Raw genomic sequence first — 25,370 nt, forward strand, 5'->3', positions numbered from 1 at the left:
TACGGTCGACGACGCGAAGCGATGGTGGCGCGAGGGAGGCGGCATGCAACGGGTGTTGATCACGGGCGCGGCGGGACGCATCGGCGGCCACCTGCGACCTCGGCTCGCCGCGGACGGACGGGTGCTGCGACTGCTCGACGTCGACGACGTGCCGGACCCGGTCGACGGCGAGGAGGTCGTGACCGGCTCGGTGCTCGACGCCGAGTTGCTGCGCGAGGCCTGCCGCGACGTCGACGCGGTGGTCCACCTCGCCGCCGCGACGGGCGAGCCGATGGCCTTCGACGCGGCCGCCGACGACATCGCCGCGACCCACCTCGTGCTCGAGACCGCCCGCCAGGCCGGGATCCCGCGGGTCGTGTACGCCTCGTCGAACCATGCGGTCGGCTTCCATCCACGCGACGGCGGTGAGGCCCCCGACTGGCTGTTCCCGCGCCCGGACACCTTCTACGGGGTGGCGAAGGTCGCCTCGGAGGCGCTCGGCTCGATGTACGTCGACCGTCACGGCATGGACGTCGTGTGCCTGCGCATCGGGACCTGCCGCGACGAACCCATCGACGTGCGCAGCCTGTCGACCTGGCTGTCCCCGGACGACACCGGTCGGTTGGTCGAGGCGGCGCTGACGGTGCCCTCCCCCGGGTTCGCGGTGGTGTGGGGCGTGTCGGCCAACACCCGCAACTGGTGGTCGCTCGACGCGGCCCGGGCGCTGGGTTACGAGCCCCGCGACGACGCCGAACGCTACGCCGAGCAGGTCCTGGCCGAGCACGGCGAGCCCGACCCCGACGACCCCGGCCAGCGCCTCGTCGGTGGGTCGTTCACGACCTGACGCGCCGCCCGGGTGACCGTCGTCGCGGGACGGCCACCGATCTCGACGCGCCGGGTCCGCACCCAGCGCGCCCGCACCTCGATGTCGCGAACCTGCTGGACCCCGCGCGGGCGAGGCCGCATCCTGCGCCTCATGGACGACGACCTCGACCGCTGTGCACGTGCCGTGCGGGCGCGCGACCCCCGCTTCGACGGCTGGTTCGTCACGGGCGTGCGCTCGACCGGCATCTACTGCCGTCCGAGCTGCCCGGCCGTGCCGCCGCACCCCGACCGCATGTGCTTCTTCCCCACCGCCGCGGCCGCCCAGCAGGCCGGGTTCCGGGCCTGCAAGCGATGCCGTCCCGACGCGACGCCGGGGTCGCCGGCGTGGGACCACCGCGCCGACGTGGTCGGTCGCGCCATGCGCCTGATCGCCGACGGGGTCGTCGACCGTGACGGCGTGGGCGGGCTCGCCGCCCGGCTCGGCTTCAGCGTCCGCCAGGTCCAACGCCACCTGCGCGCCGAGGTCGGTGCCGGCCCGCTCGCGCTCGCCCGGGCCCAACGGGCCCAGACCGCCCGCGTCCTGGTCGAGACCACCGACCTGCCGCTCACCGAGGTGGCGTTCGCGGCCGGGTTCGGCAGCGTGCGCGCCTTCAACGACGTGGTGCGTGCCGTGTTCGCCAGCTCGCCGGGCGAGCTGCGCCGGCGCGCCCACGCAGGCAGCACCTCGTCCGCACCGGGGGCGCTGGCGCTGCGGTTGCCGTTCCGGGCGCCGCTGCACCCGGACAACCTGTTCGGCCATCTGGCGGCGACCGCCGTGCCCGGGGTCGAGGAGTGGCGCGACGGCGCCTATCGGCGCACGCTACGGCTGCCCGGCGGCCCCGGCGTGGTGGCGCTGCGTCCCGCCGGTGACCACGTCGCCTGCGCGCTGCACCTGACCGAGCTGCGCGACCTGACGGCGGCGATCGCCCGCTGCCGCCGGCTGCTGGACCTCGACGCCGACCCGCAGGCCGTCGACGAGGTGTTGGCGACCGACCCGGCGTTGGCACCGTTGGTCCGTGCGGCGCCGGGCCGACGCGTGCCCCGCAGCGTCGACGCCGAGGAGCTCGCGGTGCGGGCGGTGCTCGGACAGCAGGTGTCGACCGCCGCCGCGGCGACCCACGCGGCACGGCTCGCCGTCGCCGTCGGCGAGCCCGTCCACGACCCGGCCGGCGGGCTGACCCGCCTGTTCCCGACCCCGGCGGCACTGCGCGAGGTCGCCGACGAGGACCTGCGGCTGCCGGCGTCCCGGCGCGCCGCGCTGCGCGGCCTGGTCACGGCAGTGGCCGAGGGGCGTGTCGAGCTCGGGCCGGGTGCCGACCGTGCGGCGGCGCGCACCGCCCTGCTCGCCCTGCCCGGGATCGGGCCCTGGACGGTCGAGACGGTGGCGATGCGGGGGCTCGGCGACCCCGACGCGTTCCTGCCGGGCGACCTCGGCGTCCGGGTCGCTGCGGAGCGGCTCGGGCTGCCCGCGAGCCCCGGTGGCCTGACCCGGCACGCGGCCGCCTGGCGTCCGTGGCGCGCCTACGCCGTGCAGTACCTGTGGGCCACCGGGGACCATCCCGTCAACCGTCTGCCCGCGGCCTGAGCCGCCACCGGAAAGGACCGTCATGCGACACGGCGTCCTCGACACCCCGATCGGTCCGGTCACCCTCGTCGTCGACGACGACGGTGCGCTGACCGGCTGCTACCTCGACGCCCAGCGGCACCTCCCCGCGTCGGACGGCTTCGGTCCGCGCGACGACACCGCGGTCGCCGGGGCGGCGCGACAGCTGACCGAGTACTTCGCCGGCGAGCGGCGCACGTTCGACCTGCCGCTCGCCCTCGCGACCGGAACGCCGTTCCAGCAGCGGGTCTGGCAGGCGCTCGGCGAGATCCCGTACGGCGAGACGATCAGCTACGGCGAGCTCGCCGCACGCATCGGCCAGCCGACCGCGTCGCGGGCGGTCGGACTGGCCAACGGCCGCAACCCGATCAGCATCGTCGTGCCCTGCCACCGCGTGGTCGGCGCCAACGGCACGCTGACCGGCTACGGCGGCGGCCTCACGCGCAAGCAGGCGCTGCTGGACCTCGAACGCGGTCACGCCCAGTTGTCGCTGGTCTGACCGACAGCTCGCCACGCGCCGGTCCCCCGCCCGGTCCACGGGGCGACCCCGGAGGCGTCGGACACACCCACCGCGCCGGCCGTACGCGGTCGGCGCCGAACCAGCCGCCGCCGCGCGGGTCGCGCCGGGTGCTCGCGCGGCGCGCGCCGGCGGATCCGCGTCCGCGCAGGACGACACCGGCCGACGCCGCGCGGAGGCCCGGGAGCGAGTGTTCCGCACGACTCCGGCAAAAGCAATGCATTTCGCTTGACATGAGGGTCTGTTTCGCATTGTTTCTCCGGTGAGGGCCGCCGAGGTCCTCGCGGGCGTCGGGAGATCGCCCGCACGAGTTCTCGGGAGAGGGAGCGACCCCATGCACGTCACCACCGCACGGCTCCGCCGTGCGCTCGTCACGAGCGTCACGCTCGTGCTGGCCGCGGCCGCACCGATGGCCGCGGCCGCACCGAACACCCCCGTCGGCACCCCACCGGGGCTGAACCAACCCGACAAGCAGTTCCAGGTCGAGGTGGCCGGCGGGCGCGCCGACTCGGTCAGCGGCGGCGACGCCCTGGTCCGGATCGAGGTCCCCCGCAACGTGCCGGTCCACCAGGTGCGCGTCACGGTCGACGGCCGCGACGTCCGCGACGCCTTCCGTCCGGTCGAGGACGGACGCACACTGCTCGGCCTCGTCGACGGCCTGACCCTCGGGGAGAACGAGCTCGAGGTGCGCGCCAACGGCCAGGGCCGCGGTCGCCCGTCGGCGACGTTGACCCTGGTCAACCACCCCGCCGAGGGCCCGGTGTTCTCCGGTCCGCACATCCCGCTGTACTGCACCGCATCCGGCAACCCGTGGAACCTCGGTCCCGTCGACGAGAACTGCCACGTCGAGGAGGCCCAGGTCACCTACCGGTACCGCACGACCAACAACACCTTCGCGAACCTGCCCGCCGACGGCAGCCTTCCGAGCAACCTCGCGACGACCACGACGTCCGACGGCGAGACCGTGCCCTACATCGTCCGCGTCGAACGCGGCACGATCAACCGGGCCGTCTACGAGGTCGCCCTGCTGCACGAGCCCGGTACCCCGGTGCCCGACCCCTGGACCGCCACGCCCGGCTGGAACGAGCGGCTGGTCTACACCTTCGGCGGCGCCTGCGGCATCGGTCACACCCAGGCGACCAACACCGGCGGCGTGGAGAACGACCTGCTGCTGCGTCAGGGGTACGCGGTCGCCAGCGCGACGTTCAACGTGTTCGCGAACAACTGCAACGACGTGACGTCTGCCGAGACGGCCATGATGGTCAAGGAGCACGTCACCGAGACCTACGGCGTGCCCCGCTTCACGATGGGCTGGGGTGGTTCCGCCGGCACGATGCAGCAACTGCTGATCGCCAACGCCTACCCCGGCATCCTCGACGGCGTCATCGGGGAGATCGGCTACCCCGACGAGCGCTCGACCACGGTCAGTGGCCACGAGTGCCGGTTCATCTCCCAGGCGGCCGGCGCCGCCGGGTTGTCCACGGCGCAGCGCACCGCCGTCACCGGCTTCGCCACCTCCGGGACGTGCTTCGGGTACCAGTTCTTCGACGGCGTCGACTGGCCCGCGTCCTGCCCCGGACACATCCCGCCCGCCGACCGCTACCACCCGACCGACAACCCCGACGGCATCCGCTGCGCGATCGCCGACTTCGTGTCGAACGTCTACGGCGTCGACCCGGCGACCGGCTTCGGCCGACCGATCGTCCCGGACACCGTCGGTGTCCAGTACGGCCTGCGGACGCTCGAGGACGGCACGATCACCCCGGAGCAGTTCGTCACGCTCAACGAGGGCATCGGCGGTCTGGACGTCGAGGGCAACCGCACCGCCCACCGCACCTCGGCCGACGTCGACGCCCTCGAGATCGCCTACGCCACCGGTCGGGTGAATCAGTTCGACGGTGGGTTGCAGTGGACGCCGATCATCGAGTTCCGGGGGTACACTGACCTCCAGGGCGACTTCCACGACCGGTTCCGGTCCTGGACGATGCGTGAGCGTCTCGTCGCCGCCAACGGTCACGCCGACAACCACGTGAGCGTGACGACCGCGAGCGGTGCTCGGGCCAGCGAGGCACGGGAGGCGGCGTTGGCCGCGATGGACGCCTGGTTGACGGCCAGGACCGCACTCGAGCAGACCCGCCCGACACTCGACGCGGTGGAGCTCACGCGGCAGTCGCGGCCCGACGGGCTCGTCGACCACTGCGTCGCGGCGGACGGCACGCGGATCGACGAACCGATCACGCTCGACCCGTCCGCGGCCTGCAACCAGCTGTTCCCCTACCACCGCAACCCGCGGGTCGTCGCCGGTGGGCCGACCGCGTCGGACGTGCTGAAGTGCCAGCTCCAGCCGCTCGACCGGGCGTCCTACGGCGTCGAGTTCACCGACGAGCAGTGGGCCCGTCTGCAGGCCGTCTTCCCCGACGGCGTCTGTGACTGGTCACAGCCTGGCGTCGGGCAGGTGCCGCTGCAAGGCACCTGGCTGCGCTTCTGATCGGAGCCGCGCGGGTGGCCAGGGCCCGACCGGGTCCTGGCCACCCGCGCGCGTAGACTTCACGGGGCGGTCTCGGCCGACGGCGTACCGCGCCGGCGGCCCGGGACCCTTCGACTGCACGGGGAAGTGTCCATGACCGACGTGTTCGAGGCCGTCGAGGTCGGCGAGTTCCTGACCTCGCCGGCTCCGAGCCTGCAGCCGCGTGCGCTCGGACGCGCCCGCTCGCAGCGGCTGCTCGTGACCCTGCTGGGCGACTACTGGCGGCGGGGACGTGCACCGCTCCCCTCGGCTGGCCTGGTCCGCGTGCTCGAGGCCTTCGACATCGCCCCGGCGAACGCTCGTGCGACGCTCAGCCGGCTCACGCAGCGTGGGCTGCTCGAGCGCACCAAGGAGGGCCGGCGGACCAGCTATGCCCCCACCGAGCGCAGCCTGCAGCTGCTCGAGCGCGGCGCAGAGCGCATCTTCGCGATCGAACAGCAGCCACCCTGGGACGGCACCTGGACCCTGGTCGCGTTCTCGCTGCCGCTGGACGACGGCGACCTGCGCCGGCTGTTGCGGGCCCGCCTGCGGTGGCTGACCTTCTGGCCGATCTACGACGCCACCTGGGTGACGCCGCACGATCGGGTCCAGGCGGTCCGCGACCAGCTCGCGGAACTCGACATCTCGGACGCGCTCGTGCTGCGCAGCCGGGAGGTCGAGCTGTTCGAGGACGGACGCGCCCGACTGCAGGCCGCCTGGCAACTCGACGACCTGGCGATCGCCTACCAGGGCTACCTGCAGCGGTACCAGCCGCTGCACGAACGGGCGCGGCGAGGCGGCGTGTCGCCCGCCGAGGCCCTGGTGCAGCGGACCGAGCTGGTGGACGACTGGCGTCGACTCGTCCGGGACGACCCGGACCTGCCGGCGACGTTCCTGCCGGACGGGTTCCCGCGCGGAGTCGCCCGCCAGGTGTTCCTGACCACCTACGCCGCGCTCGCCGGTCCCGCGGCCGAGCAGTTCGAACGCCTCGCCCGCGGTGACGGCTGAGCCGACGCGCTCGACGACTCCCTGTTCGCCGGCGTCAGCCGTCGCTCGTGCGCAGGGCCTTCTTGAGCAGCTTGCCACTCGCATTGCGCGGCAGCGACGGGACGACCTCGACCGACCGTGGTCGCTTGTAGCGGGCCAGCCGGCCGTCGAGGAAGCGCTCCGCCTCGTCGAGGTCGAAGCTCGCGCCGTCACGCAGGACGACGTAGGCCCGCCCCACCTCACCCCAGCGCTCGTCGGGGACGCCGACGACGGCCACCTCGGCGATGGCCGGATGCTCGTACAGCGCGTTCTCCACCTCAGCGGGATAGACGTTCTCGCCCCCGGAGATGAACATGTCCTTCATGCGGTCGACGATCGCGAGATGTCCCTCGTCGTCGCGGACCGCGGCGTCACCCGACCGGAACCATCCCTGCTCGTCGAGCACGGCCGCCGTCGCGTCGGGCTTGTTCCAGTAGCCCCGCATGACGTTCGGGCCCTGCACCACCACCTCGCCGGCGACACCGGGGGCCGCGGAGCGACCGTCGGTGTCGACCACGTCCACGTCGACGAAGAAGCAGGGCGCACCGGCGGAGCCGACCTTGCGCAGGCTGTCCTTGGCCCGCAGGAAGAGCACGCCCGGGGACGCCTCGGTCATGCCGTAGCCCTGCATGAACGTCAGGCCACGCGCCTGGTAGGTCCGGATGAGCTCCTCGGGCACGGGGGCCCCGCCCGCCTCGACGGCGCGGACCGACGAGAGGTCGGCCTCGGCCCACCCCGGCGCGGCGGTGAGCGCCTGGAACATCGCCGGTACCCCGAACATCCAGGTCACCCGGTGTCGCGCGATCAGTTCGAGCGTCTCGGCCGGGTCGAACGCCCCGACGAGCACGCTGGTGCCGCCCTTGACGAACGTCGGCAGGAAGGTCTGGTTGAGGGCCGCGGTGTGGAACAGCGGCGCGCTCACCAACGTCACCTCCTCGGTGGAGACGTCGACGTCGATGAGGACGTTGAAGGTGTTCCAGGCCAGGTTGCCGTGGGTGATCATCACGCCCTTGGGCTCCCCGGTCGTCCCGGACGTGTACATCACCATGGCAAGGTCGTCGAGCTCCACCGGTTCGTCGACCGGGGTCGACGCCCCGCCGGCAACGAACGACGCGTAGTCCGTGGCCGCGACCGGTGCAGCGGGGACGTCGCCGTCCGCGTGCGCCACGACGACATGGTGCCCGACCGGAGCGAGGGTCAGCGTCGCCTCGATGGCCGTGGCGAGCCGCTGGTCGCTGACGAGCGTGTGCACGCCGGCGTCACGGACCATGTAGGCCAGTTCCGCCGCCGCCAGGCGCGTGTTGAGCGGCACGAACACGGCCCCGAGCGCGGCGGTGGCGAACAGCGTCTCCACGAAGGCCGGATGGTTCGGTCCGAGATAGGCGACGCGGTCACCTCGCCCGACGCCGGTCGACGCCAGGGCGTTGGCGAGCCGGCGCACCCGCCGTTCGAGGTCGCCGTAGGTCAGTCGTTCCTCACCGTGAACGACGGCCAGATCCGCCGCGCCGATGCGGGCGCGCCGCCGCGGCCACGAGCCCAGTCCCTGGTCCTGCATGCACGTCCTCCTGCCGGCCGACCGGCGATCCGCGTCGTGGGGTGTCCTCGTGGGTCACGCGAGTCCGAGCGCCCGGATCGCGTTCTCCTTGAGGATCAACGGCCGGACCTCGTCCTTGAGATCCAACTGTTCGAAGTCACGCAGCCATCGGTCGGGGGTGATGACCGGATAGTCCGAGCCGAACAGCACCTTGTGTCGGAGCAGGGAGTTCGCCTGGCGGACCAGCTGCGGTGGGAAGTACTTCGGCGACCAGCCCGACAGGTCGATGTAGACGTTGGGCTTGTGCGCCGCCACGGCGAGTGCCTCGTCCTGCCACGGAACCGACGGGTGTGCACAGATGATCGTCAGGTCCGGGAAGTCGACGGCGACGTCGTCGAGCTCCATGGGGTTGGAGTACTTCAGCCGGATACCCCCACCGCCGGGCAGGCCCGAGCCGATCCCCGTCTGTCCGGAGTGGAACAGCGCGGGGACGCCGAGCTCCTCGATCGCTTCGTAGAGCGGGTAGGCCATCCGGTCGCTGGGCCAGAACGCCTGCAGCGACGGATGGAACTTGAAGCCACGGACGCCGTGGTCCTCGACGAGCCGCCGCGCCTCGTCCACCGCCGCGCGCCCGCGGTGCGGGTCCAGGCTGGCGAAGGGGATCAGGACGTCGGCGTGGCGCGCGCAGGCCTCCGCCACCTCGTCGTTGGCGATGGGTGGATGGCCGGTGGCCGCCTGCGCGTCGACGGTGAACACCACGGCGGCGATCCGACGTTCCCGGTAGTACGCCGCGAGCTCGTCGACCGTCGGCTGCGGCGTGTCGGCCTTGAAGTAGGCCGCCTTGCCCGCCTCCAGTTCCGGACTGAGCGAGGGATGGCCGTCGTCGGAGACCTCGGCGTGCGTGTGCACGTCGATGGCCACCAGGGCGTCGAGGTCCAGCGTGGTCACGTCGGCTCCGAAGGGTCGGTCAGGCGAATCGGCGTTCGAGGAAGCGCGCCACGCAGGCCGGCTTCTCGCTGCCGTCGACCTCGATGGTGATCTGGTAGGCGACCTGCACGCCGGCGCCGGCCTCGCTGACCTCGTCGAGCACGACGACGCCACGCACCTTGGCCCCGACCGGTACCGGTGCCGGGAAGCGCACCTTGTCCAGTCCGTAGTTGACCACCATGGAGAATCCCTGGACGTCGACGACGCTCGTCAGCACCCGCGGGATCAACCCCAGGGTCAGGAACCCGTGCGCGATGGTGCCACCGAAGGGGCCGTCGGCCGCGCGCTCCACGTCGACGTGGATCCACTGGTGGTCGCCGGTGGCGTCGGCGAACTGGTCGACCTGTTCCTGGCTGATCTCGATCCAGTCGGTCGCGCCGACCTGCTGCCCGACCAGGGCCTCGAGCCCCTCACGTCCTTCGACGATCCGTGTCTCGGCCATCGTTCGTTCCTCTCGTGTCGTTCGGCCCGGCGCGCGCCGGAGCCGTGTCGTTGATGTCTCGTGGTCGTCAGACCTGGCCCAGCACCCAGTCGCCCTGCTGCGCGGCGCCACCGTCGAACTCGACGGCGTCGGCGACGTCGACCACCTCGTCCCACCGCTCGGCGAGGTCCTCGGGGCGCAGCTCCCCGTCGAACACCACGCCGCGTCCCTGCAGGACCGCGACTCGTCCGACGAAGCCGCCGCCGGCGCTGAACACCCCGCCGGAGTGCCCGCACGCCGGAGCGACGAGCCAGGTCACCAGCGGGGACACCAGCGCGGGGTCGAGCTTCTCCAGCGCCTCCGGCGGCAGGATCGTCTCGGTCATGCGCGACGCGGCGAGCGGCGCCACGATGTTGACGTTGATCCCGGCCCGGGCACCCTCGATGGCGAGGGTCCGGGTCAGGCCGACCAGCCCCATCTTGGCCGAGGCGTAGTTCGCCTGACCGAAGTTGCCGAACAGCCCGGCCGGCGAGGTCGTGTTGACGATGCGACCGAACCCCTGCTCCTTGAAGTGGGGCCAGACGGCGGCGGTGAGGTGGAAGGCCCCGAGGAGGTGGACCTCGAGGACGTCACGCACCTCCTGCTCGGTCATCTTCGCGAACGACCGGTCGCGCAGGATGCCGGCGTTGTTGACCAGCCCGTCGACCTGACCGAAGGCGTCCAGTGCGCGGGCCACGATGTCCTCGGCGCTCGCACGCTCGGCGACGGACGCCTCCACGGCGATCGCCGTGCCACCGGCCGCCTCGATCTCGTCGACCACGGCCGCCGCCGACGGGACCTGACCATCGCCACCGCCGAGGTCGTTGACGACGACGCGGGCACCACGCTCCGCGAGCGAGAGCGCGTGGCTCCGCCCGAGGCCGCCGCCGGCGCCGGTCACGATGACCACGCGGTCGTGCAGGTCGATGTCGGTCATGTCCTCGTCCTTGTCTCGGGATGTGGGGGAACGATTCACTGCATGAGCGAGGGCAGGTAGGTCGCGATCGCCGGGAAGGCGATGACCAGCAGGATCGCGAGGCACAGCGCGAGCCAGAACGGCGTCAGCCCCCGGAAGACCTTGCTCAGCGGGATGCCCGTGAGACCGGAGACGACGAAGGTGATCAGCCCGATCGGCGGGGTGAGCAGACCGGTCAGCAGCATCATCATCGTGAGGACGCCGAACCAGATCCCGTCGTAGCCCAGGTCGATGACGACCGGATACATCATCGGCGTCATGATCACCAGGATCGCGATCTCGTCCATGACGGCGCCGAGGACGAAGTAGATCGCGAAGATCATCACGACGACCAGCCACGGTGTGAGGTCGATGTCGCTGATCGTGCGTCCGAGCCACATGGGGATCCGGGTCACGGCGAGGAAGAAGCCGAACATCTGCCCGGCGATCATGAGCAGGAAGATCTGGGCGCTGACCTTGATGCTGTCGTTGACCGCGGCGTAGAAGCGGCGCAGCGTCAGCCGTCGGGTCGCCAGGGCGTAGAGCAGGGCCAGGAAGGCCCCGGCGGCGCCGGACTCGGTCGGGGTGAACACGCCGAAGTACAGCCCGCCCATGCTGATCGCGAAGATGGCGGGAACCGCCCACACGAGTCGGACCGCCCCGGCAACGGTGATCTCGGGGCGCTCGGGCTGGGTCGGGGCGAGCGACGGTCGCCGCCGCACCAGCAGCCAGGCGGTCACCATCAGGATCAGGGCGGTCATCAGTCCGGGCAGGAAGCCCGCGATCAGCACCTGACCGATCGGTTCGGCGGTCAGCACGCCGTACAGGACCAACAGCGCGCTCGGCGGGATGAGCGAACCGAGCGTGCCACCGACCGCAGCCGACGCGGCGGACAGCCCGTCGTCGTAGCCGTAGCGCTGCATCTCGGGCACCGCGACCCGCGACATGGTCGATGCCGAGGCGATGCTCGAGCCACTGACGGACGCGAACATCGTCGACGCCGCGATGGTCGCGACCGACAGGCCGCCGCGCACACGCCACAGGAAGCGGTCGAGGGCGACGTAGACGTCCCGACCCAGGTTGGCGTTGGCCAGCACCATGCCCATCAGGATGAAGAACGGGATGACGGACAGGCTGTAGAGCGAGGCACCCCGGAACGCGTCGGCGCCGAGACGTGCCAGCGCCGCGTCCGGCGAGACGATGTAGGCGTAGCCGACGACGGCGACGCCGATCATGGCGATCGCGACCGGCACCCGGAGCGCGATCAGCGCCAGCATCACGAGGAAGCCGACGAGGCCGACGAGTTCGTTCGCCATGGTCAGCGTCCCCGCACGAGCGAGCGGACGACCAGGACGAGGTTGGTGAGGATCGACAGGCCGAAGGCGGCTGCGCCGGCGACGCCGAGCAGCGCCACCGGGTACAGCGGCACCCGCCGGATGCCCGTCGTGTAGCCACCGGCATCGAGCTGTCCGGCGTAGACGTACAGACGCCAGGTCATCACCGCGACCACCAGGAAGCCGACGACGCCCGCGAACGCCCGGAGCCCGAGCTGCGCGCGCCGGCCGAGCCGCACGTAGAGCAGGTCGACCGAGATGTGGGCGTCCTGGCTCTCGACCCGCGCCAGTCCGAGGTAGACCAGCACGACGACGGCCAGCTCGGTCAACTCGACCGTTCCACGCAGTGGGTTGCCGAAGAACGAGCGCCCGACGATGTCGGTGACGGTCCAGGCCAGCAGTGCCACCAGGGTCACGCCGGCGCCGACGTGCAGCACCATGGTGACGCGGGCGAGCCCCTGGCCGAACCGGTCCCCGTGCTGACGCTGCAGGTCCTGCAGCGTCAGGCCGGCCGGTGCGCCGGCGGCGGCCGCGGCGTCTGCCGCGTCCGCGTCGCCGTTGGGTGAGGGTTCAGGCATGCCAGGGGTCACCCGTCGTCATGTGTGCGGTCCGCGTGTCGTCGCCGGTCAGTTTGCGCCGGTCAGCTCGAAGAGCCGGTCGGCCATCTCCTGTCCGGGGACCCCCGCGGACTCCATCTCCTGGATCCACTGGTCGAACACCGGCTGGACGGCGTCCCGCATGCGGTCGAACTCCTCGGGGTCGAGCTCGATCGACTCGACGTCGTTCTCGGGCCAGTAGGTCGCCTCGGTGTCGTCGGCGGCGCCCTGGTGACCCTCGGCGAGGCGCATGGCGAGGTCCGGACCGGTCAGTGACTCGAGGGCATCCTGCTGCGCCGGCGACAGCCGGTCCCAGGCCTGCTGGCTCATGGCGAGGACGAAGGCGCCGGTGTAGCAGTTGCAGATCGTGCGGTAGGCGGTGGTCCCACCGAGGTCGAAGACGCGGGTGGCGGAGTTGGCGAGCTTGTAGCCGTCGATGACCCCACGTTCGACCGCGTCGTAGATGTCCGGACCCGGCATGCTGACCGCGTTGGCGCCCATCGCCTCGAGCGCCTGGCTCTGCAGCGGGGCAGGGCTGCGGATCGTCAGGCCCTCCAGGTCCTCGAGCTGTTCGACGGGGGTGTCACGCGTGAACAGGTCCCCGGTGTCCATCGCCCACAGCGACAGGACCTTGGTGTCGGAGAACTCCTCCTGGAACGCGTCGAACTCGTTCCACAGCTCGGTGGCGACCTCGGTGCCCTCGATGGCACCGTCGAAGACGAACGGGGCCTCGATGATCTGCGTGATCGGGAATCGACCGGGCGTGTAGCCGGGCATGGTCCAGCCCAGGTCCTGCGCCCCGGCGACCACGTTCTCGTAGACCTGCGGGCCGGGCGCCAGGGCACCTCCGGCGTGGATCTCGATGTCGACGGTGCCGCCGGTCGCCTCCCGGACCTCCTCGACCCAGGGCTCCCAGACGTTCACCTGCATCGGGTCGGTGGGCGGGAAGGGGTGCCCGAAGGTCAACGTGACGTCGTCCCCGAAGTCCTCGGCCGCCGCGTCGTCGTCGGTGGCCGCCGCGTCGTCCTCGGTGGCCGTCGCGTCGTCGTCCGTGGCCGTCACACCACCGTCCTCGTCGGCCGTGAGGTCTCCGGCCGGCTCGGAACCGGCATCCCCACCGCCACAGCTGATCGCCACCAGTGCGACCGCAGCCAACGCGGCCAGCGGCCGCCTGGAGCGTCCCCGTCTCTTTGCACGTGCCATGGAGCTCTCCCTGTAGAGGTCGCGGGCTCGGCCTCGCGCCTGACTCACCGGACCACTCCCGTCGACCCGGCACCGCCATTCAATGCAATGAAGTGTCCATGTGTCAAGCAGTTGTCATGCTTGGCACGGTCACCCCCCACCACCGCAGCGTCGGCGACGCCGAGCCACGGGTGCTCCGCCCGGCTGACGGGAGCCAGGACGGGAGGGGGCCGTGCCCACCTCGCTAGTCGTCCGCGCCGGCCTTGACGGCCAGCACCGCGGCCTCGGCACCGAGGAGCACGTCCTGGGCGTTGCTGCCCAGGACCAGCTTGCCGACCCGGGATCGCCGCCGCAGCCCGATGACGACGAGGTCCACGGCCTGGTCCTGCGCGACGCGCAGGATCGCCTCGGACGCCGAGACCGGGCCCACCGGCGCGTGCACCGACACGGTCAGGCCTCGTTCGCGCAGCGGCGCGGCGACGGTCTCCGCTCGTTGGCGTGCCGCATCCATCTCCGAGCCGAAACTGCGGCTCGCCTGGCTGTCGTGCGGGCTCGGCACGTACACGACGAGCAGCAGTTCACCCTCGCGGACTCGGGCCGCCTCGGCCGCCGCATCCACCGCTGCACGCCCTTCGGGCGTGTCGAGCACACCGGCCAGCACCTTCATTCTGCGAGCTCCTGCGTCGTCGCGATCACCTCGGGCCGTGGCGGGGGCGGACGTCACCGGACCCGCTCGAAGAGGGCCGCCATGCCCTGGCCGCCGCCGATGCACATCGTCTCGAGGCCGTAGCGGGCCTCCCGGCGGTCGAGCTCACGCAGCAGTGTCGCCAGGATCCGGGCACCGGTGGCGCCCACCGGATGGCCCAGCGAGATCCCCGAGCCGTTGGGGTTGAAGCGCTCGTCACCGATCGGGTCGACGCCCCAGGTGTCGGTCACGGCCAGCACCTGCGCGGCGAAGGCCTCGTTGAGCTCGATCAGGTCGAGTTCGTCCATCCCGATTTCGGCCCGCTCGAGCACGGCGGCCGTCGCCGGGACCGGGCCGATGCCCATGGTCTTCGGCGGCACCCCGGCGACGGCCCAGGTCACCAGACGGGCCAGCGGCCGCAGGCCCAGCGCCTCGGCCCGCTCCGGCGTGGTCACCACGCAGATCGCCGCGCCGTCGTTCTGTCCCGAGGAGTTGCCGGCCGTGACGGTCGCCTCCTCGTCCTGCCGTCCCATCACCGGGCGGAGCTTCGCCAGGGTCTCGAGGGTGGTGTCGGCACGGGGGTGCTCGTCGGTGTCGACGACCACCGGGTCGCCCTTGCGCTGCGGGACCTCGACCGGCACCAGTTCGTCGTCGAAGCGACCGTCCTGCTGCGCGGCGACGGCACGCTGATGCGACCGCAGCGCCAGCTCGTCCTGCCGTTCGCGGTCGATGCGGTGGTCGCGACGCAGGTTCTCGGCGGTCTCGAGCATCCCTCCGGGCACCGGGTGGTGCTCACCACCGGCGGTCACCCGGGCGCGGGCGAGGCGGTCGGCGAGCTCCACGCCCCCGGCCTTGACCCCCCAACGGATGCGGTCGGTGTAGAACTCGACCGAGCTCATCGACTCGGCACCGCCGGCCAGCACGACCTCGGCGACGCCGGTCTGGACCCGCATCGCGGCGTCGATGACCGCCTGCAGGCCCGACCCGCAGCGGCGATCGAGCTGGAGGCCCGGCACGTCGACGGGCAGACCGGCGTCGAGCGCAGCGACGCGACCGATCGCCGGTGCCTCGCCGCTCGGATAGCCGTTGCCGAGGATGACGTCGTCGATGCGCTCGGGGTCGAGGCCGGTCCGCTCGACCAGCGCGCGGATCACGGTGGCGGCCAACTGCGGCGCCGACACGTCGCGCAACGCTCCACCGAAGCGCCCGACCGGGGTTCGCAGCGGTTCGCAGATCACGGCATCACGCATGGATGTCTCCTGACGAGGAAGTGGTGGCGGCGAGGAAGTCGGCGACCTGTGCGGAGAACGCCTCGGGCTGCTCGAGATTGGCGAGGTGACCGGCGACGGGCAACTCGACATAGGTGGCGGCGGGCAAACGGTCCGCGAGCGCCCGCGCGTCGCTCGGCGGTGTCGCCTCGTCGGCCGTGCCGACGAGCACCAGCGCGGGGGCGCCGACCCGTCCGGCCACCTCGCGCAGGTCGGCGGTGGCCAGCGCCTCACAGCTCGCGGCATAGCCCTCCGGTCGGGTGTCGCGCAGCGCCGTCGCGACGGCGTCCAGCGCCGGGGCCCCGCTGCGGCGGAAGTCCGGGCTGAAGAAGCGGCCGAGGACGAGGTCGACGACCGCGTCCATGCCCTGTTCGCGCACGAGCGCCGCTCGTTCGCGCCATCCCTGCTCGGTGCCCACCCGTGCGGCGGTGTCGGCCAGGACCAGTCGGGACACACGATCGGGCGCGTGCGCGCCCAGCCACAGCGCCACCACACCGCCCAGCGAGAGCCCGCACACGTCGACGCGCTCGATCCCGTACGCGTCGAGCACGGCCAACGCGTCGTGGCCGAGTCGGTCGATCGTGTACGGGCCGGCGGGTACGGACGACGCACCGTGCCCACGTTGGTCGTAGCGCAGCACCCGGCGGGTGGTCGCCCAGTCGGCGACCTGGGCCTCCCAGGTCGTGAGGTCGGTGCCGAGCGAGTTGATCGTGAGCAGGTACGGCGCGTCGGCCGGCCCGTCGAGCCGGGTGTGCAGCGCGACGCCGTCGTCGGTCCGGACCGTTCGCTCGCTCATGGGACCTCCGGTGTCGGGCGTGGACGCGCGTATGCGGCCAGGGCCCGGTCGACGAGCGGAGCGACCTGTGCCACCACGGCCGTCGGGTCGAGCGCCGCCGTGAGCTCGTCGAGCGCGAGAACGGCGCGTACCCGCTCGTCCTGCGCGGCGACCTCGGCCAGGGCACGCCGTTGCGTGGCCGCGCGCGCGGCGAGCTCACCGACCAGAGCCTGGGCGTCGACCCGCCCGAGGGCCGGCGACAGCACGGTCGCCAGCGCCTCGGAGCCGGTGAGACCGAGGTTGGCGGCGAGGTTGGCACGCATGCGAGCCGGGTCGACCTCGAGTCCCTGCAGTGCCGCGCCCAACCGGGTGACGGCCCCGGTGGTCCGCACCAGCGCGGACGGCAGCGCGACCCACTCGGCCTGCCAGGCACCGGCGGCGCGTTCGAGTTCGTGTCCGGCGGTGGCCTGCAGCAACAGCGAACACTCGCCCTGCGCCAGGCGGGCCGCCGCCCGGGCCGCGGTGGCGTGCACGGGATTGCGCTTGTGCGGCATCGCCGAAGAGCCGGGCCCCTCGCCGGCGCCCTCGGCGACCTCGCCGAGCTCACTCTGCGCGAGCAGCACCAGGTCGGTGGCCACGGTTCCCACGACGGCGGCCACCGCCGACAGCGCGCCGGCCAGCTCGGCGATGCGGTCACGCTCCGCGTGCCAGGGCAGGTCCGGAACCGCCAGCTGCAGTTCGCCCGCCAGCGCCTCGACGACGGCGTCGGCACGGTCGGCCCACACCGCACGGGTCCCGACCGAACCGCCGAGCTGGACGACGAGCACGCGGGTCCGTAGCACCGCCAGCTGCTCGCGCCGGCGGGCGAGCGCGCCGAGCCAGCGCGCGGCGAGCAGACCGAACGTCGTCGGCACCGCCTGTTGGCCGAGCGTGCGGCCCGCCATCACGGTGTCGCGGTGCCGGCGGGCGAGTTCGGCGGCGTGGTCGGCCGCGTCGGCCAGGCGGCGGTCGAGGAGCGCCAGCGCCTCCCGCAGCTGCAGGACCGTGGCCGTGTCGACGACGTCCTGGCTCGTCGCGCCATGGTGCAGCCAGGCGGCCGCGAGCGGTTCGGCCTGTTCGGCGAGTGCGGCCACCAGCGGGATGACGGGGGTCGCCGACCGAGCCGCCCGACGCGCCAGGACGTCGAGGTCGAGCCGCTCCGGGTCGCACGCGCGGGTGATCGCGTCACCGGCCCCGTCCGGGATCACACCGGCGCCGGCCAGCGCCCGGCCGAGTGCCGCCTCGACCTCCACCATCCGACGGACGCGTGCCGTCCAGCCGACGACGGCGGCCACCTCCGCGTCACCGAGACCGGCCTCGAGCAGACCGTCGGACCACTCGTGGTCAGTTGCCGGCATGGGCCCGCTCGGTGCGCTCGTGCAGGTCGCGCAGCACCCGCAGCTCCTCGTCGCTCGGCGGCGGGGTCGTGGCCACCTCGTCGGCGAACCGGACCGGCCAGCCCGTCGCCTCCTCGACCTGTGCGCGGGTGACGCCCTCGTGCAGCGAGGTGACGACCAGTTCCCGGGTCCGTGCATCGGGTTCCAGCAGACACAGGTCGGTGACGGCCAGCACCGGCCCGGCGGTCGAGAGCCCGGCCGCACGCCGGTCGTCGGGACCTCGGCCGTGACCGAGCGAGGTGACGAAGTCGACCGCCTCGACGAAGGTGCGCGTCGAGTGCTTGGCCGTGATCAGCACCTCGCCGCACGAGCCGGCGATCTCGGGCGCGCCGCCGCCTCCGGGCAGGCGGACCTTCGGCGCGTCGTAGTCACCGATCACGGTGGTGTTGATGTTGGCGAAGCGATCGATCTGCGCGCCGCCGAGGAACCCCTTGGAGATGCGTCCCCCCTGGAGCCAGTACTGGAACATTTCCACGACCGGCACCGTGGTCAGCGCGGTCTCGCACAGCTCGCCGTCGCCGATGGACAACGGGAGCACGTCGGGGCGCGTCTGCAACGTGCCGGACTCGTAGATGAGCACGATGTCGGGCGCATGGGTGAGCCGGGCGAGATTGCAGGCGGCCGACGGCGCGCCGATGCCGACGAAGCAGACGTCGTCGTTGCGCAACGCGCGAGCGGCCGCGACGGTCAGCAGCTCGTCGGAGGTGTAGTCGCTCATGTCGATGCTCCGCCCGCGTCGGCCGTGCCTGCCTCCAGCACGTGCTCGCGGATCCAGGTCTCGAACGTCTCGCGGTCGCGTGAGATCGCGTCCCACGACTGGTAGAAGGCGTTGTCCCGGTCGTAGTAGCCGTGGGCGTACGACGGCGCGGCGCCGCGTGGGGCGACGGCCACCGCGTCGACGGCCCATGACGGCAGGATCACGGAGTTCGGGCTGGGCGCAGCGAGGTCATCGACCACCTCCTCGACGGTGACCACCGACCGCTCCGCCGCCAGGACCGCCTCCTTCTGCACGCCGACGATGCCCTCGACGAGCACGTTGCCGTGCCGGTCGGCGCGCTGGGCGTGGACGATGCTGACGTCGGGCCGGTGGGCGGGGACGGCCGCGAGCTCCTCGCCGGTGAACGGGCAGGTGACCGAGCGGACGTTGCGGTTGACGCGACGCAGGTCCGACCCGGCGTACCCGCGCAGTGTCCCGAAGGGCAGGCCCGCGGCACCGGCGTGGAAGGCAGCGGCCATGGCCGCGTGACTGTGCTCCTCGATCTCGAGCGCGTTCGGCCAGGCGTGCTCGACCGCGTCGCGGAGGCGGTGGAGGGACCCGACACCCGGGTTGCCGCCCCACGAGAACACCAGCTTGCTGGCACAGCCGGCGCCGATGAGCTGGTCGTAGATCAGGTCCGGGGTCATCCGGACCAGCGTCAGCCCGCGTCGGCCCTGCCGGATGATCTCGTGCCCCGCGGCGAACGGGATGAGATGCGTGAAGCCCTCCATGGCGACGGTGTCGCCATCACGTACGTGCGCCGCGATGGCGTCCGGGAGGGAGACGATGTCGGCCATGCGCTCGGCTCCTCAGGCGTCGAAGAAGACGGTCTCGCCCTCGCCCTGGAGGACCACGTCGAACCGGTAGCGGCGCAGGCCGTCCTGCTCACCGTCGGGTCGGGCCAGCAGGGTGTGGCGTCGCTCGGACGGGACACCGGTGAGCACCGGGTCGGCGTCGTTGGCCGCCGCCCCCTCGAAGTAGACGCGGGTGTGCAGGTGGTTGAGCAGGCCGCGGGCGAAGACGTGGACGTTGAGGTGTGGGGCCTGGACCGTGCCACCACGGCCCGGGACCGTTCCCGGCATCACGGTCGTCACCGAGAACTCGCCGGTCTCCTTCGCGACCGCGACCCGACCGAAGCCGATGAACGAGCTCGGCACGTCGGCGGACCGCCCGTCGGCGGGATGGCGGTAGCGGCCACCGCCGTCGGCCTGCCACACCTCGATCATCGCGTCACGAACGAGGTCTCCTGCGCCGTCACGCACGGTGCCGTGCACGACGATCGCCTGGCCCGCCTGCCCGTCGGGGTCGAGCCGGTCGATCGGCTCCTCGGTGAGCGCGTAGTGGAAGAACGGCCCGACGGTCTGCGACGGGGTCTGCGGCAGCAGTTCGGGGGTCGGTTCGGTCGCGCTCATGCCAGTGCTCCTGCGCCGCCGGCCTCGAAGGGGGTCGCGTCGGGTCCGCGCAGGACGATGTCGAAGCGGTAGCCGAGCGCCCACTCCTCCTGGGTGATCGAGTGGTCGTAGTCGCCGATCATCCGGTGCCAGTGCTCCCGCGGGACCGAGCCCATGATCGGGTCGAGTTCGTGGAGGGGGTCGCCGGGGAAGTACATCTGGGTGATCAGGCGCGTCACCAGTGCCGGGCCGAACAGCGAGAAGTGGATGTGGGCCGGCCGCCAGGCGTTGGGGTGGTTGCGCCACGGGTAGGCGCCCGGCTTGATGGTGAGGAACCGGTAGGTGCCGTCCTCGTCGGTCGCGCAACGGCCGCGGCCGATGAAGTTGGGGTCGATCGGGGCGGGGTGCTGGTCGCCCTCGTGGATGTAGCGGCCCGCGGCGTTGCACTGCCAGATCTCGACCAGCGTGTTCGCCTGTGGCGTGCCGTCCTCGTCGAGGACCCGGCCGGTGACGATGATCCGCTCGCCCATCGCCTCGGCGCCGGTGCCGGCGTTGGTCGTCAGGTCCGCGTCCTGGGGCATGACCTCGGCGAGCGCGGGGCCGGGACCGGTCACCTCCGACAGGGTGTGCTCGAGCGGGACCGGCGGCTGCTTCGGGTGCCGCGTGCGCGTCGAGCCGTAGTCGGGATGGTCGAGCGGCGGGTAGGCCGCGTCGTCGCGGCGGCGGTAGCTGGCGTCGGTGGTACTCACGATGCCTCCTCGTCGTCGGCGGGGTCCGCTCCCAGGACCCGCTTGAGTGCGGCGAACGCCGTGTTGGCGGCGGGCACCCCGGCGTAGAGCGCGACGTGCAGCAGCACCTCGCGGATCTGCTCCGGGGTGGCACCGGTGTTGCGGCTCGCCCGCAGGTGCATCTCGAACTCGCGCTCGTGGCCGAGCGCCGCGAGCAGCGCGAGGGTCACCAGGCTCCGGGTCGGCCGGTCCAGCTCCTCGCGGCCCCAGACGTCGCCCCAGGCCGCACCGGTGATGTAGTCCTGGAACGGCGCGTCCAGGTCGGTGGTCGCCGCGACGGCCCGGTCCACGTGCTCGTCGCCCAGGACCTCGCGACGCACCCGCATCCCGTACTCGGCACGCTGGTCGGTCATCGGGGTCCTCGTCCCTGCGGAACTCGCCGCTTCGAGCTTGCTTCCTCCGCCTTGTCCCGTCGGCGGCCGTCGTGCTAGCGTCTCGTTCGCACTGCGAACCGATGTTCACGGAACGAACGCCATGCAAGCAGTCGCCTCCCGAGGTGTCAACCGGACCGGCCCACGATGAGCGAGTCGGTGCGGGCGTTCGAACGTGGGCTGCGGGTGATCCGCAGCTTCACCGCCGAGGCGCCCGAGCAGACCCTCGCCGAGGTCGCCCGCGCCACGGAACTCAACCGCGCGACGGCCCGGCGGTTCCTGATGACCCTCGAGGAGCTCGGCTACGTGCGGCGGGTCGGCGACCGGTTCGCCCTGAGCCCACGCGTGCTCGACCTCGGCTACGCCTACGTGTCGTCGTTCGGCGTCCCGCAACTGGCGCTGCCCTACCTCGAGACCCTGAGCGAACGGGTGAGCGAGGCGTCGTCGGTCGGCGTGCTCGACGACACCGAGGTGGTCTACGTGGCGCGCGTGCCGGCCAAGCGGGTGATGACGGTCTCGATCGGGCTGGGCACGAGGTTCCCGGCCTACCGCACGTCGCTCGGCCGGGCCCTGCTGGCGGCGTTGCCCGACGCGGAGGCCACCGCGATCTTCGCGCGCAGCGACCGCCGCGACCCGACGCCCCGCACGGTCGACGACCCCGACGAGCTACGGACACGGCTGTCCGAGGTCCGCGAGCGAGGCTATGCCCTGGTCGACCAGGAGCTCGAGATCGGCGTGCGCTCCATTGCCGCGCCGCTGCGCGACGCGACCGGACGCACCGTGGCCGCCGTCAACGTCAGCACCCACGTCAACCGCACCGGCAAGCAGGAACTCCAACAGCGGTTCGTGCCGGCGCTGCTGCGCGCGGCGGCGGACATCGAGCACGCCCTGGCGAATCGGCCGAACTGACCGGCCGTCGGACATGGAGACAAGGATGAGCGAACGGACGCAGCGCACGCAGGTCGCCATCATCGGCGGCGGCCCGGCCGGGTCACTGTTGTCGCACCTGTTGCGCCGCCACGGCGTGGAGTCGGTCGTCCTGGAGCGGCGCAGCCGCGACTACGTCCTCTCGCGCATCCGAGCCGGCGTGCTCGAGCACGGCAGCGTGCAGACGCTGACCGAGGCCGGCCTCGGTGAACGGCTGCACCGCGAGGGGTTCGAGCACGAGGGTGTCCACCTCGCCTTCGGTGGCCGTCGTCTGCGGATCGACTTCACGGCCCTCACCGGCCGATCGGTGACAGTGTACGGGCAGACCGAGGTCCAGCACGACCTCTACGGCGCCCTCGACACCCACGACGGCGCGATCGTCTTCGACGCCGAGGACGTCGCCTTGCACGACGTGAGCAGCGACCGGCCGTCGGTGACCTACCGCAAGGACGGCGTCGCTCACCGGCTCGAGGCCGACTGGATCGCCGGCTGCGACGGCTTCCACGGTCCGTCCCGGTCCGCGATCCCCGCCGACGTGCTCACGACCTACGAGCGCGTCTACCCGTTCGGTTGGCTCGGCGTCCTCTCGCGGACCCCACCGGTGTCCGACGAGCTGATCTACGCCAACTCCGAGCGCGGCTTCGCGCTGTGCTCCATGCGCAACGAGAACCTGTCGCGCTACTACGTCCAGGCCCCGCTCGAGGACTCCCCCGACGACTGGTCCGACGACCGCTTCTGGAGCGAACTCGTCGCGCGCCTGCCCGAGGAGGCCGGCGAGCAGCTCGTGACCGGCCCGTCGATCGAGAAGTCGATCGCGCCACTGCGCAGCTTCGTCGCCGAACCGATGCGCCACGGCCGGCTGCTGCTCGCCGGCGACGCCGCCCACATCGTGCCGCCCACGGGCGCCAAGGGACTGAACCTGGCCATGAGCGACGTCGTCTACCTGTGCCGGGCCCTGGTCGACCACTACGACGCCGGCAGCACCACCGGCCTGGACGAGTACTCGGCCACCACACTGCGGCGCGTGTGGAAGGCCGTGCGCTTCTCCTGGTGGATGACCACCGTTCTGCACCGGTTCCCCGACACCGACGCGTTCGACTTCCAGATCCAGCAGGCCGAGCTCGGCCTGCTCGAGGAACTCGAGGCCGCGCGTGCCAGTCTCGCCGAGAACTACGTCGGTCTGCCGATCTGACCTCCGGCGGCGAGCACGCGTCGGCCGAGCGGCTCGTGGCGCTGCCCGTCAGGTCGGGGCCAGCCGGTCGAACAGTGCCGCGAGGTCGAGGTCGGCGGGCAGCGTCACGGCCAGGTCCTCTTCGAGGGCCGCACGCAGGGCGTCGACGTTCGTCAGCTGCCGCTGCTCGCTGCGCCCGTCGGCGTGGTGCACGGCAAGTCGGAGGTCGGCCAGGGCGATGCGCCGGCCGGCGGGGGCGCGGGCGCCCAGCAGCGCCGTGGTGAAGCGCGAGGCGGGATGTGTGGCGGTGTAGTGGTTGGCCACCTCGAGGTCGGCCCGCGACTGCGGCTGCAGTTCGACGTCGTAGGCGGGGCGCCAGCCCGCACCGCGCCGCACCTCCACGGTGACGACCTCACCGTCGCGGCGCAGCCGGCAGGGCTCGTGCCCGGTCGCCTGGGGCCGGTCGGGCACCAGCGCCAGCGGCGCGGTGGGGGTCGGCCCACCGAAGCCGACGTCCACGAGGTACGACGTCGGGGCGAACTCGACGAGCAGCACCTGGTGGGTCCGGGGCGCGGACACCCCGTCGGGGCGGCCCCAACGCACCCGTGCGAGCAGCGCGGTGACCGCGAAGCCGAGCTCGTCGAGCACCGCGTGCAGCAACCCGCTGTGTTCGAAGCAGTACCCGCCTCGGCCACGACGGACGAGCTTGTCCCACAGGACCGCCGGCTCCAGGCAGACGCCTCGGCCCAGCAGCGGGTCGAGGTTCTCGAAGGGAATCGTCCGGGTGTGCCGCTCGACGATCCGGAACAACGTCGGCAGGTCGGGTGCGACCTCGCCGTCCACGCCGATGCGTCGGAGGTAGGCCGCCACGTCGACGGCGGCGGTGTCACGGATGGGGATGGTCATGGCGCAGCGTAACGTCGGGTGTCGTCCCACCCCGCGGCGGCGCCAGTCGACCACGTCGGCCGCAGTTCCCCGCGGGCGGCAGCTACGAGTCGGTGCGTCCCCGTCACCAGGATCCGTCCGTCGGGCCCGACGTGCCGTTCGGCCGCCGCCAGGGCATCGGTCACGGAGACGACCCGTATCAGCGGTGCGTCGGGTGCCGCCGCCCCTTCGCTCCTGCGCTCGGACGCCACGAGGTAGGCGGCGCTGGCCAGCGGCAGGAGCGGTCGGAGGAAGCGGGCCAGGTCCCGGCCGGGCGAGGCGGCCACCACGAGCGCAAGCGGGACGTCGGCGCACTGGTCGGCCATGGCGGCCGCGAGCGCCCGCGCCGCGTCCTCGTTGTGCGCGACGTCCAGGACGACGTCCGGCCGTCCCGGACACGTCAGGCGTTCCGTGCGGCCGGGGACCTGCGCCGCCGCCAGGGCTCCCTGCGTCGCGGCGACGTCGAGCGGCCGTGCCGGGCCGAGCAGGGTGTCGACGGCGGCCAGCGCCAGGGCGGCGTTGACCGCCTGGTGAGCGCCACGCAGCGGGAGTCGTGCCCGGTACGTGGCGCTCCCGATCCGCACGACGAGGTCCTGCCCGTCGAGGTCGTCCCGGCACGAGAGGACCTCGACGTGCTCGCCGTAGGCCAGCAGCCGGGTCCCCGTCGCCGCGGCACGGTCGGCGACGACGGCGGTGGCGGCGGCGTCCATCGGGCCGACGACGGCGGTCGCACCGGCTCGAGGATGCCCGCCTTCTCGCCGGCGACCTCGGCCGTGGTGCTGCCGAGCTCGGGGTGGTCGAGCCCGATCGACGCGATGACGGCGACCTCGCCGTGATGCACGTTGGTGGGGTCCAGGCGGCCACCGATGCCGACCTCGACCGCGGCGACGTCGACCCCGGCATCGGCGAACAGCACGGACGCCGTCGCCGTCATCAGCTCGAAGAACGTGATCCGCTCGCCGAGGTGACGCTCGGCACGCGCGACCGCGGCCTCGACACGGTCGAGCGCGGCGAGGAAGGTGGCTTCGGTGACCGGTTCGCCGTCGACGGCGATCCGCTCCCTGACGTCCTCGAGGTGGGGGGACGTGAAGGCGCCCACGCGCAGGCCGTTGGCGGACAGCACCGCGCTCGCCAGGCGTGTCACGGTCGTCTTGCCATTGGTGCCGGTCACGTGCAGGCAGCGGTAGCGGTCCTGCGGGTCCCCCAGCATGCCCGCCAGCACACGCAGGCGTCGCCGTCCGGGCCGCTGCCCGTGCCGACGGCGCTCGAAGTGCGCGGCCATACGCGCGCTCAGCGCGGAGCTCACCGTCGCTCCTCGAGGTCCGTGGGGACCG

General features: G+C 72.5%; 26 protein-coding genes. 7 read left to right on the forward strand and 19 right to left on the reverse strand.

The features are described 5' to 3' along the window. The first annotated feature begins 43 nt into the window (after positions 1-43). The 5 genes from ELR47_RS15780 to ELR47_RS15800 all read left to right on the forward strand — a co-directional run bounded on the left by ELR47_RS15780 (position 44) and on the right by ELR47_RS15800 (position 6,477). Positions 44-823, forward strand: coding sequence for an NAD-dependent epimerase/dehydratase family protein (locus ELR47_RS15780; protein WP_130650750.1), 780 nt, complete (start codon positions 44-46; stop codon positions 821-823). A gap of 132 nt (positions 824-955) precedes the next feature. Then, a complete protein-coding gene (locus ELR47_RS15785) occupies positions 956-2,428 on the forward strand; it encodes an AlkA N-terminal domain-containing protein (RefSeq protein ID WP_130650751.1) in 1,473 nt (490 codons plus the stop codon). A gap of 22 nt (positions 2,429-2,450) precedes the next feature. Next, entirely contained in the window at positions 2,451-2,945 is a 495-nt protein-coding gene (locus tag ELR47_RS15790) for a methylated-DNA--[protein]-cysteine S-methyltransferase (RefSeq protein WP_130650752.1), read from the forward strand. 352 nt (positions 2,946-3,297) lie between these two features. Next, entirely contained in the window at positions 3,298-5,451 is a 2,154-nt protein-coding gene (locus tag ELR47_RS15795) for a DUF6351 family protein (RefSeq protein ID WP_130650753.1), read from the forward strand. Between the two features lie 132 nt (positions 5,452-5,583). Beyond that, the gene (locus tag ELR47_RS15800) at positions 5,584-6,477 is read left to right on the forward strand and encodes a PaaX family transcriptional regulator (protein ID WP_130650754.1); all 894 of its coding nucleotides are present in this window, start codon (positions 5,584-5,586) and stop codon (positions 6,475-6,477) included. A gap of 34 nt (positions 6,478-6,511) precedes the next feature. Here the strand turns inward: ELR47_RS15800 and ELR47_RS15805 are convergent, their stop codons facing one another. The 16 genes from ELR47_RS15805 to pcaC all read right to left on the reverse strand — a co-directional run bounded on the left by ELR47_RS15805 (position 6,512) and on the right by pcaC (position 20,996). Continuing rightward, positions 6,512-8,050, reverse strand: coding sequence for an acyl-CoA synthetase (locus ELR47_RS15805; protein ID WP_130650755.1), 1,539 nt, complete (start codon positions 8,048-8,050; stop codon positions 6,512-6,514). 54 nt (positions 8,051-8,104) lie between these two features. Beyond that, the gene (locus tag ELR47_RS15810; RefSeq protein ID WP_130651443.1) at positions 8,105-8,968 is read right to left on the reverse strand and encodes an amidohydrolase family protein; all 864 of its coding nucleotides are present in this window, start codon (positions 8,966-8,968) and stop codon (positions 8,105-8,107) included. A 28-nt stretch (positions 8,969-8,996) separates the two neighbouring features. Then, positions 8,997-9,458, reverse strand: coding sequence for a MaoC family dehydratase (locus ELR47_RS15815; RefSeq protein WP_130650756.1), 462 nt, complete (start codon positions 9,456-9,458; stop codon positions 8,997-8,999). Positions 9,459-9,525: 67 nt separating this feature from the next. Then, positions 9,526-10,413, reverse strand: coding sequence for an SDR family NAD(P)-dependent oxidoreductase (locus tag ELR47_RS15820; protein ID WP_130650757.1), 888 nt, complete (start codon positions 10,411-10,413; stop codon positions 9,526-9,528). A gap of 35 nt (positions 10,414-10,448) precedes the next feature. Next, positions 10,449-11,747: a TRAP transporter large permease gene (locus ELR47_RS15825; RefSeq protein ID WP_130650758.1), complete on the reverse strand. Its 1,299-nt coding sequence runs from the start codon at positions 11,745-11,747 to the stop codon at positions 10,449-10,451. Between the two features lie 2 nt (positions 11,748-11,749). Then, entirely contained in the window at positions 11,750-12,343 is a 594-nt protein-coding gene (locus ELR47_RS15830; protein WP_130650759.1) for a TRAP transporter small permease, read from the reverse strand. A gap of 48 nt (positions 12,344-12,391) precedes the next feature. After that, positions 12,392-13,564: a TRAP transporter substrate-binding protein gene (locus ELR47_RS15835; protein ID WP_130650760.1), complete on the reverse strand. Its 1,173-nt coding sequence runs from the start codon at positions 13,562-13,564 to the stop codon at positions 12,392-12,394. Between the two features lie 223 nt (positions 13,565-13,787). After that, positions 13,788-14,210, reverse strand: coding sequence for a universal stress protein (locus tag ELR47_RS15840; protein WP_130650761.1), 423 nt, complete (start codon positions 14,208-14,210; stop codon positions 13,788-13,790). A 53-nt stretch (positions 14,211-14,263) separates the two neighbouring features. Then, positions 14,264-15,478: an acetyl-CoA C-acetyltransferase gene (locus ELR47_RS15845; RefSeq protein WP_130650762.1), complete on the reverse strand. Its 1,215-nt coding sequence runs from the start codon at positions 15,476-15,478 to the stop codon at positions 14,264-14,266. Next, positions 15,471-16,292: a 3-oxoadipate enol-lactonase gene (gene pcaD, locus ELR47_RS15850; RefSeq protein ID WP_205745317.1), complete on the reverse strand. Its 822-nt coding sequence runs from the start codon at positions 16,290-16,292 to the stop codon at positions 15,471-15,473. Before pcaD ends, ELR47_RS15845 begins: the two co-directional genes overlap by 8 nt. Continuing rightward, a complete protein-coding gene (locus tag ELR47_RS15855) occupies positions 16,289-17,668 on the reverse strand; it encodes a lyase family protein (RefSeq protein WP_130650763.1) in 1,380 nt (459 codons plus the stop codon). Before ELR47_RS15855 ends, pcaD begins: the two co-directional genes overlap by 4 nt. Then, positions 17,655-18,425 (reverse strand): CoA-transferase subunit beta, encoded by a 771-nt coding sequence (locus tag ELR47_RS15860; protein ID WP_130650764.1) that lies wholly within the window; start codon positions 18,423-18,425, stop codon positions 17,655-17,657. The genes ELR47_RS15855 and ELR47_RS15860 overlap by 14 nt, the downstream gene beginning before the upstream one ends. Continuing rightward, positions 18,422-19,261 carry a CoA transferase subunit A gene (locus tag ELR47_RS15865; RefSeq protein ID WP_130650765.1) on the reverse strand — a complete coding sequence of 280 codons (840 nt, stop codon included), beginning with the start codon at positions 19,259-19,261 and terminating at the stop codon, positions 18,422-18,424. The genes ELR47_RS15860 and ELR47_RS15865 overlap by 4 nt, the downstream gene beginning before the upstream one ends. A gap of 12 nt (positions 19,262-19,273) precedes the next feature. Beyond that, complete coding sequence (gene pcaG, locus ELR47_RS15870; protein ID WP_130650766.1) at positions 19,274-19,876, reverse strand: protocatechuate 3,4-dioxygenase subunit alpha; 603 nt, start codon at positions 19,874-19,876, stop codon at positions 19,274-19,276. Then, positions 19,873-20,604 (reverse strand): protocatechuate 3,4-dioxygenase subunit beta, encoded by a 732-nt coding sequence (gene pcaH / locus ELR47_RS15875; RefSeq protein ID WP_165404131.1) that lies wholly within the window; start codon positions 20,602-20,604, stop codon positions 19,873-19,875. Before pcaH ends, pcaG begins: the two co-directional genes overlap by 4 nt. Continuing rightward, entirely contained in the window at positions 20,601-20,996 is a 396-nt protein-coding gene (gene pcaC, locus ELR47_RS15880; RefSeq protein ID WP_130650767.1) for a 4-carboxymuconolactone decarboxylase, read from the reverse strand. The genes pcaH and pcaC overlap by 4 nt, the downstream gene beginning before the upstream one ends. A gap of 165 nt (positions 20,997-21,161) precedes the next feature. Between pcaC and ELR47_RS15885 the strand changes: the two genes are divergently transcribed. Continuing rightward, a complete protein-coding gene (locus ELR47_RS15885) occupies positions 21,162-21,923 on the forward strand; it encodes an IclR family transcriptional regulator domain-containing protein (RefSeq protein ID WP_130650768.1) in 762 nt (253 codons plus the stop codon). Positions 21,924-21,948: 25 nt separating this feature from the next. Next, positions 21,949-23,133 (forward strand): 4-hydroxybenzoate 3-monooxygenase, encoded by a 1,185-nt coding sequence (gene pobA / locus ELR47_RS15890; protein WP_130650769.1) that lies wholly within the window; start codon positions 21,949-21,951, stop codon positions 23,131-23,133. A gap of 48 nt (positions 23,134-23,181) precedes the next feature. Here pobA and ELR47_RS15895 read toward each other — a convergent pair whose 3' ends face one another. The 3 genes from ELR47_RS15895 to ELR47_RS15900 are packed head-to-tail and all read right to left on the reverse strand — an operon-like array spanning position 23,182 to position 25,342. After that, positions 23,182-24,018: an arylamine N-acetyltransferase family protein gene (locus ELR47_RS15895; RefSeq protein WP_130650770.1), complete on the reverse strand. Its 837-nt coding sequence runs from the start codon at positions 24,016-24,018 to the stop codon at positions 23,182-23,184. Beyond that, entirely contained in the window at positions 24,015-24,548 is a 534-nt protein-coding gene (locus ELR47_RS18510) for a glutamate ligase domain-containing protein (protein ID WP_338031008.1), read from the reverse strand. The genes ELR47_RS15895 and ELR47_RS18510 overlap by 4 nt, the downstream gene beginning before the upstream one ends. Beyond that, on the reverse strand, positions 24,437-25,342 hold the full coding sequence (locus ELR47_RS15900) for a bifunctional folylpolyglutamate synthase/dihydrofolate synthase (RefSeq protein ID WP_130650771.1): 906 nt from the start codon (positions 25,340-25,342) through the stop codon (positions 24,437-24,439). Before ELR47_RS15900 ends, ELR47_RS18510 begins: the two co-directional genes overlap by 112 nt. Positions 25,343-25,370: the final 28 nt, after the last annotated feature.

This window comes from Egicoccus halophilus (genome assembly GCF_004300825.1).
GTDB lineage: Bacteria > Actinomycetota > Nitriliruptoria > Nitriliruptorales > Nitriliruptoraceae > Egicoccus > Egicoccus halophilus.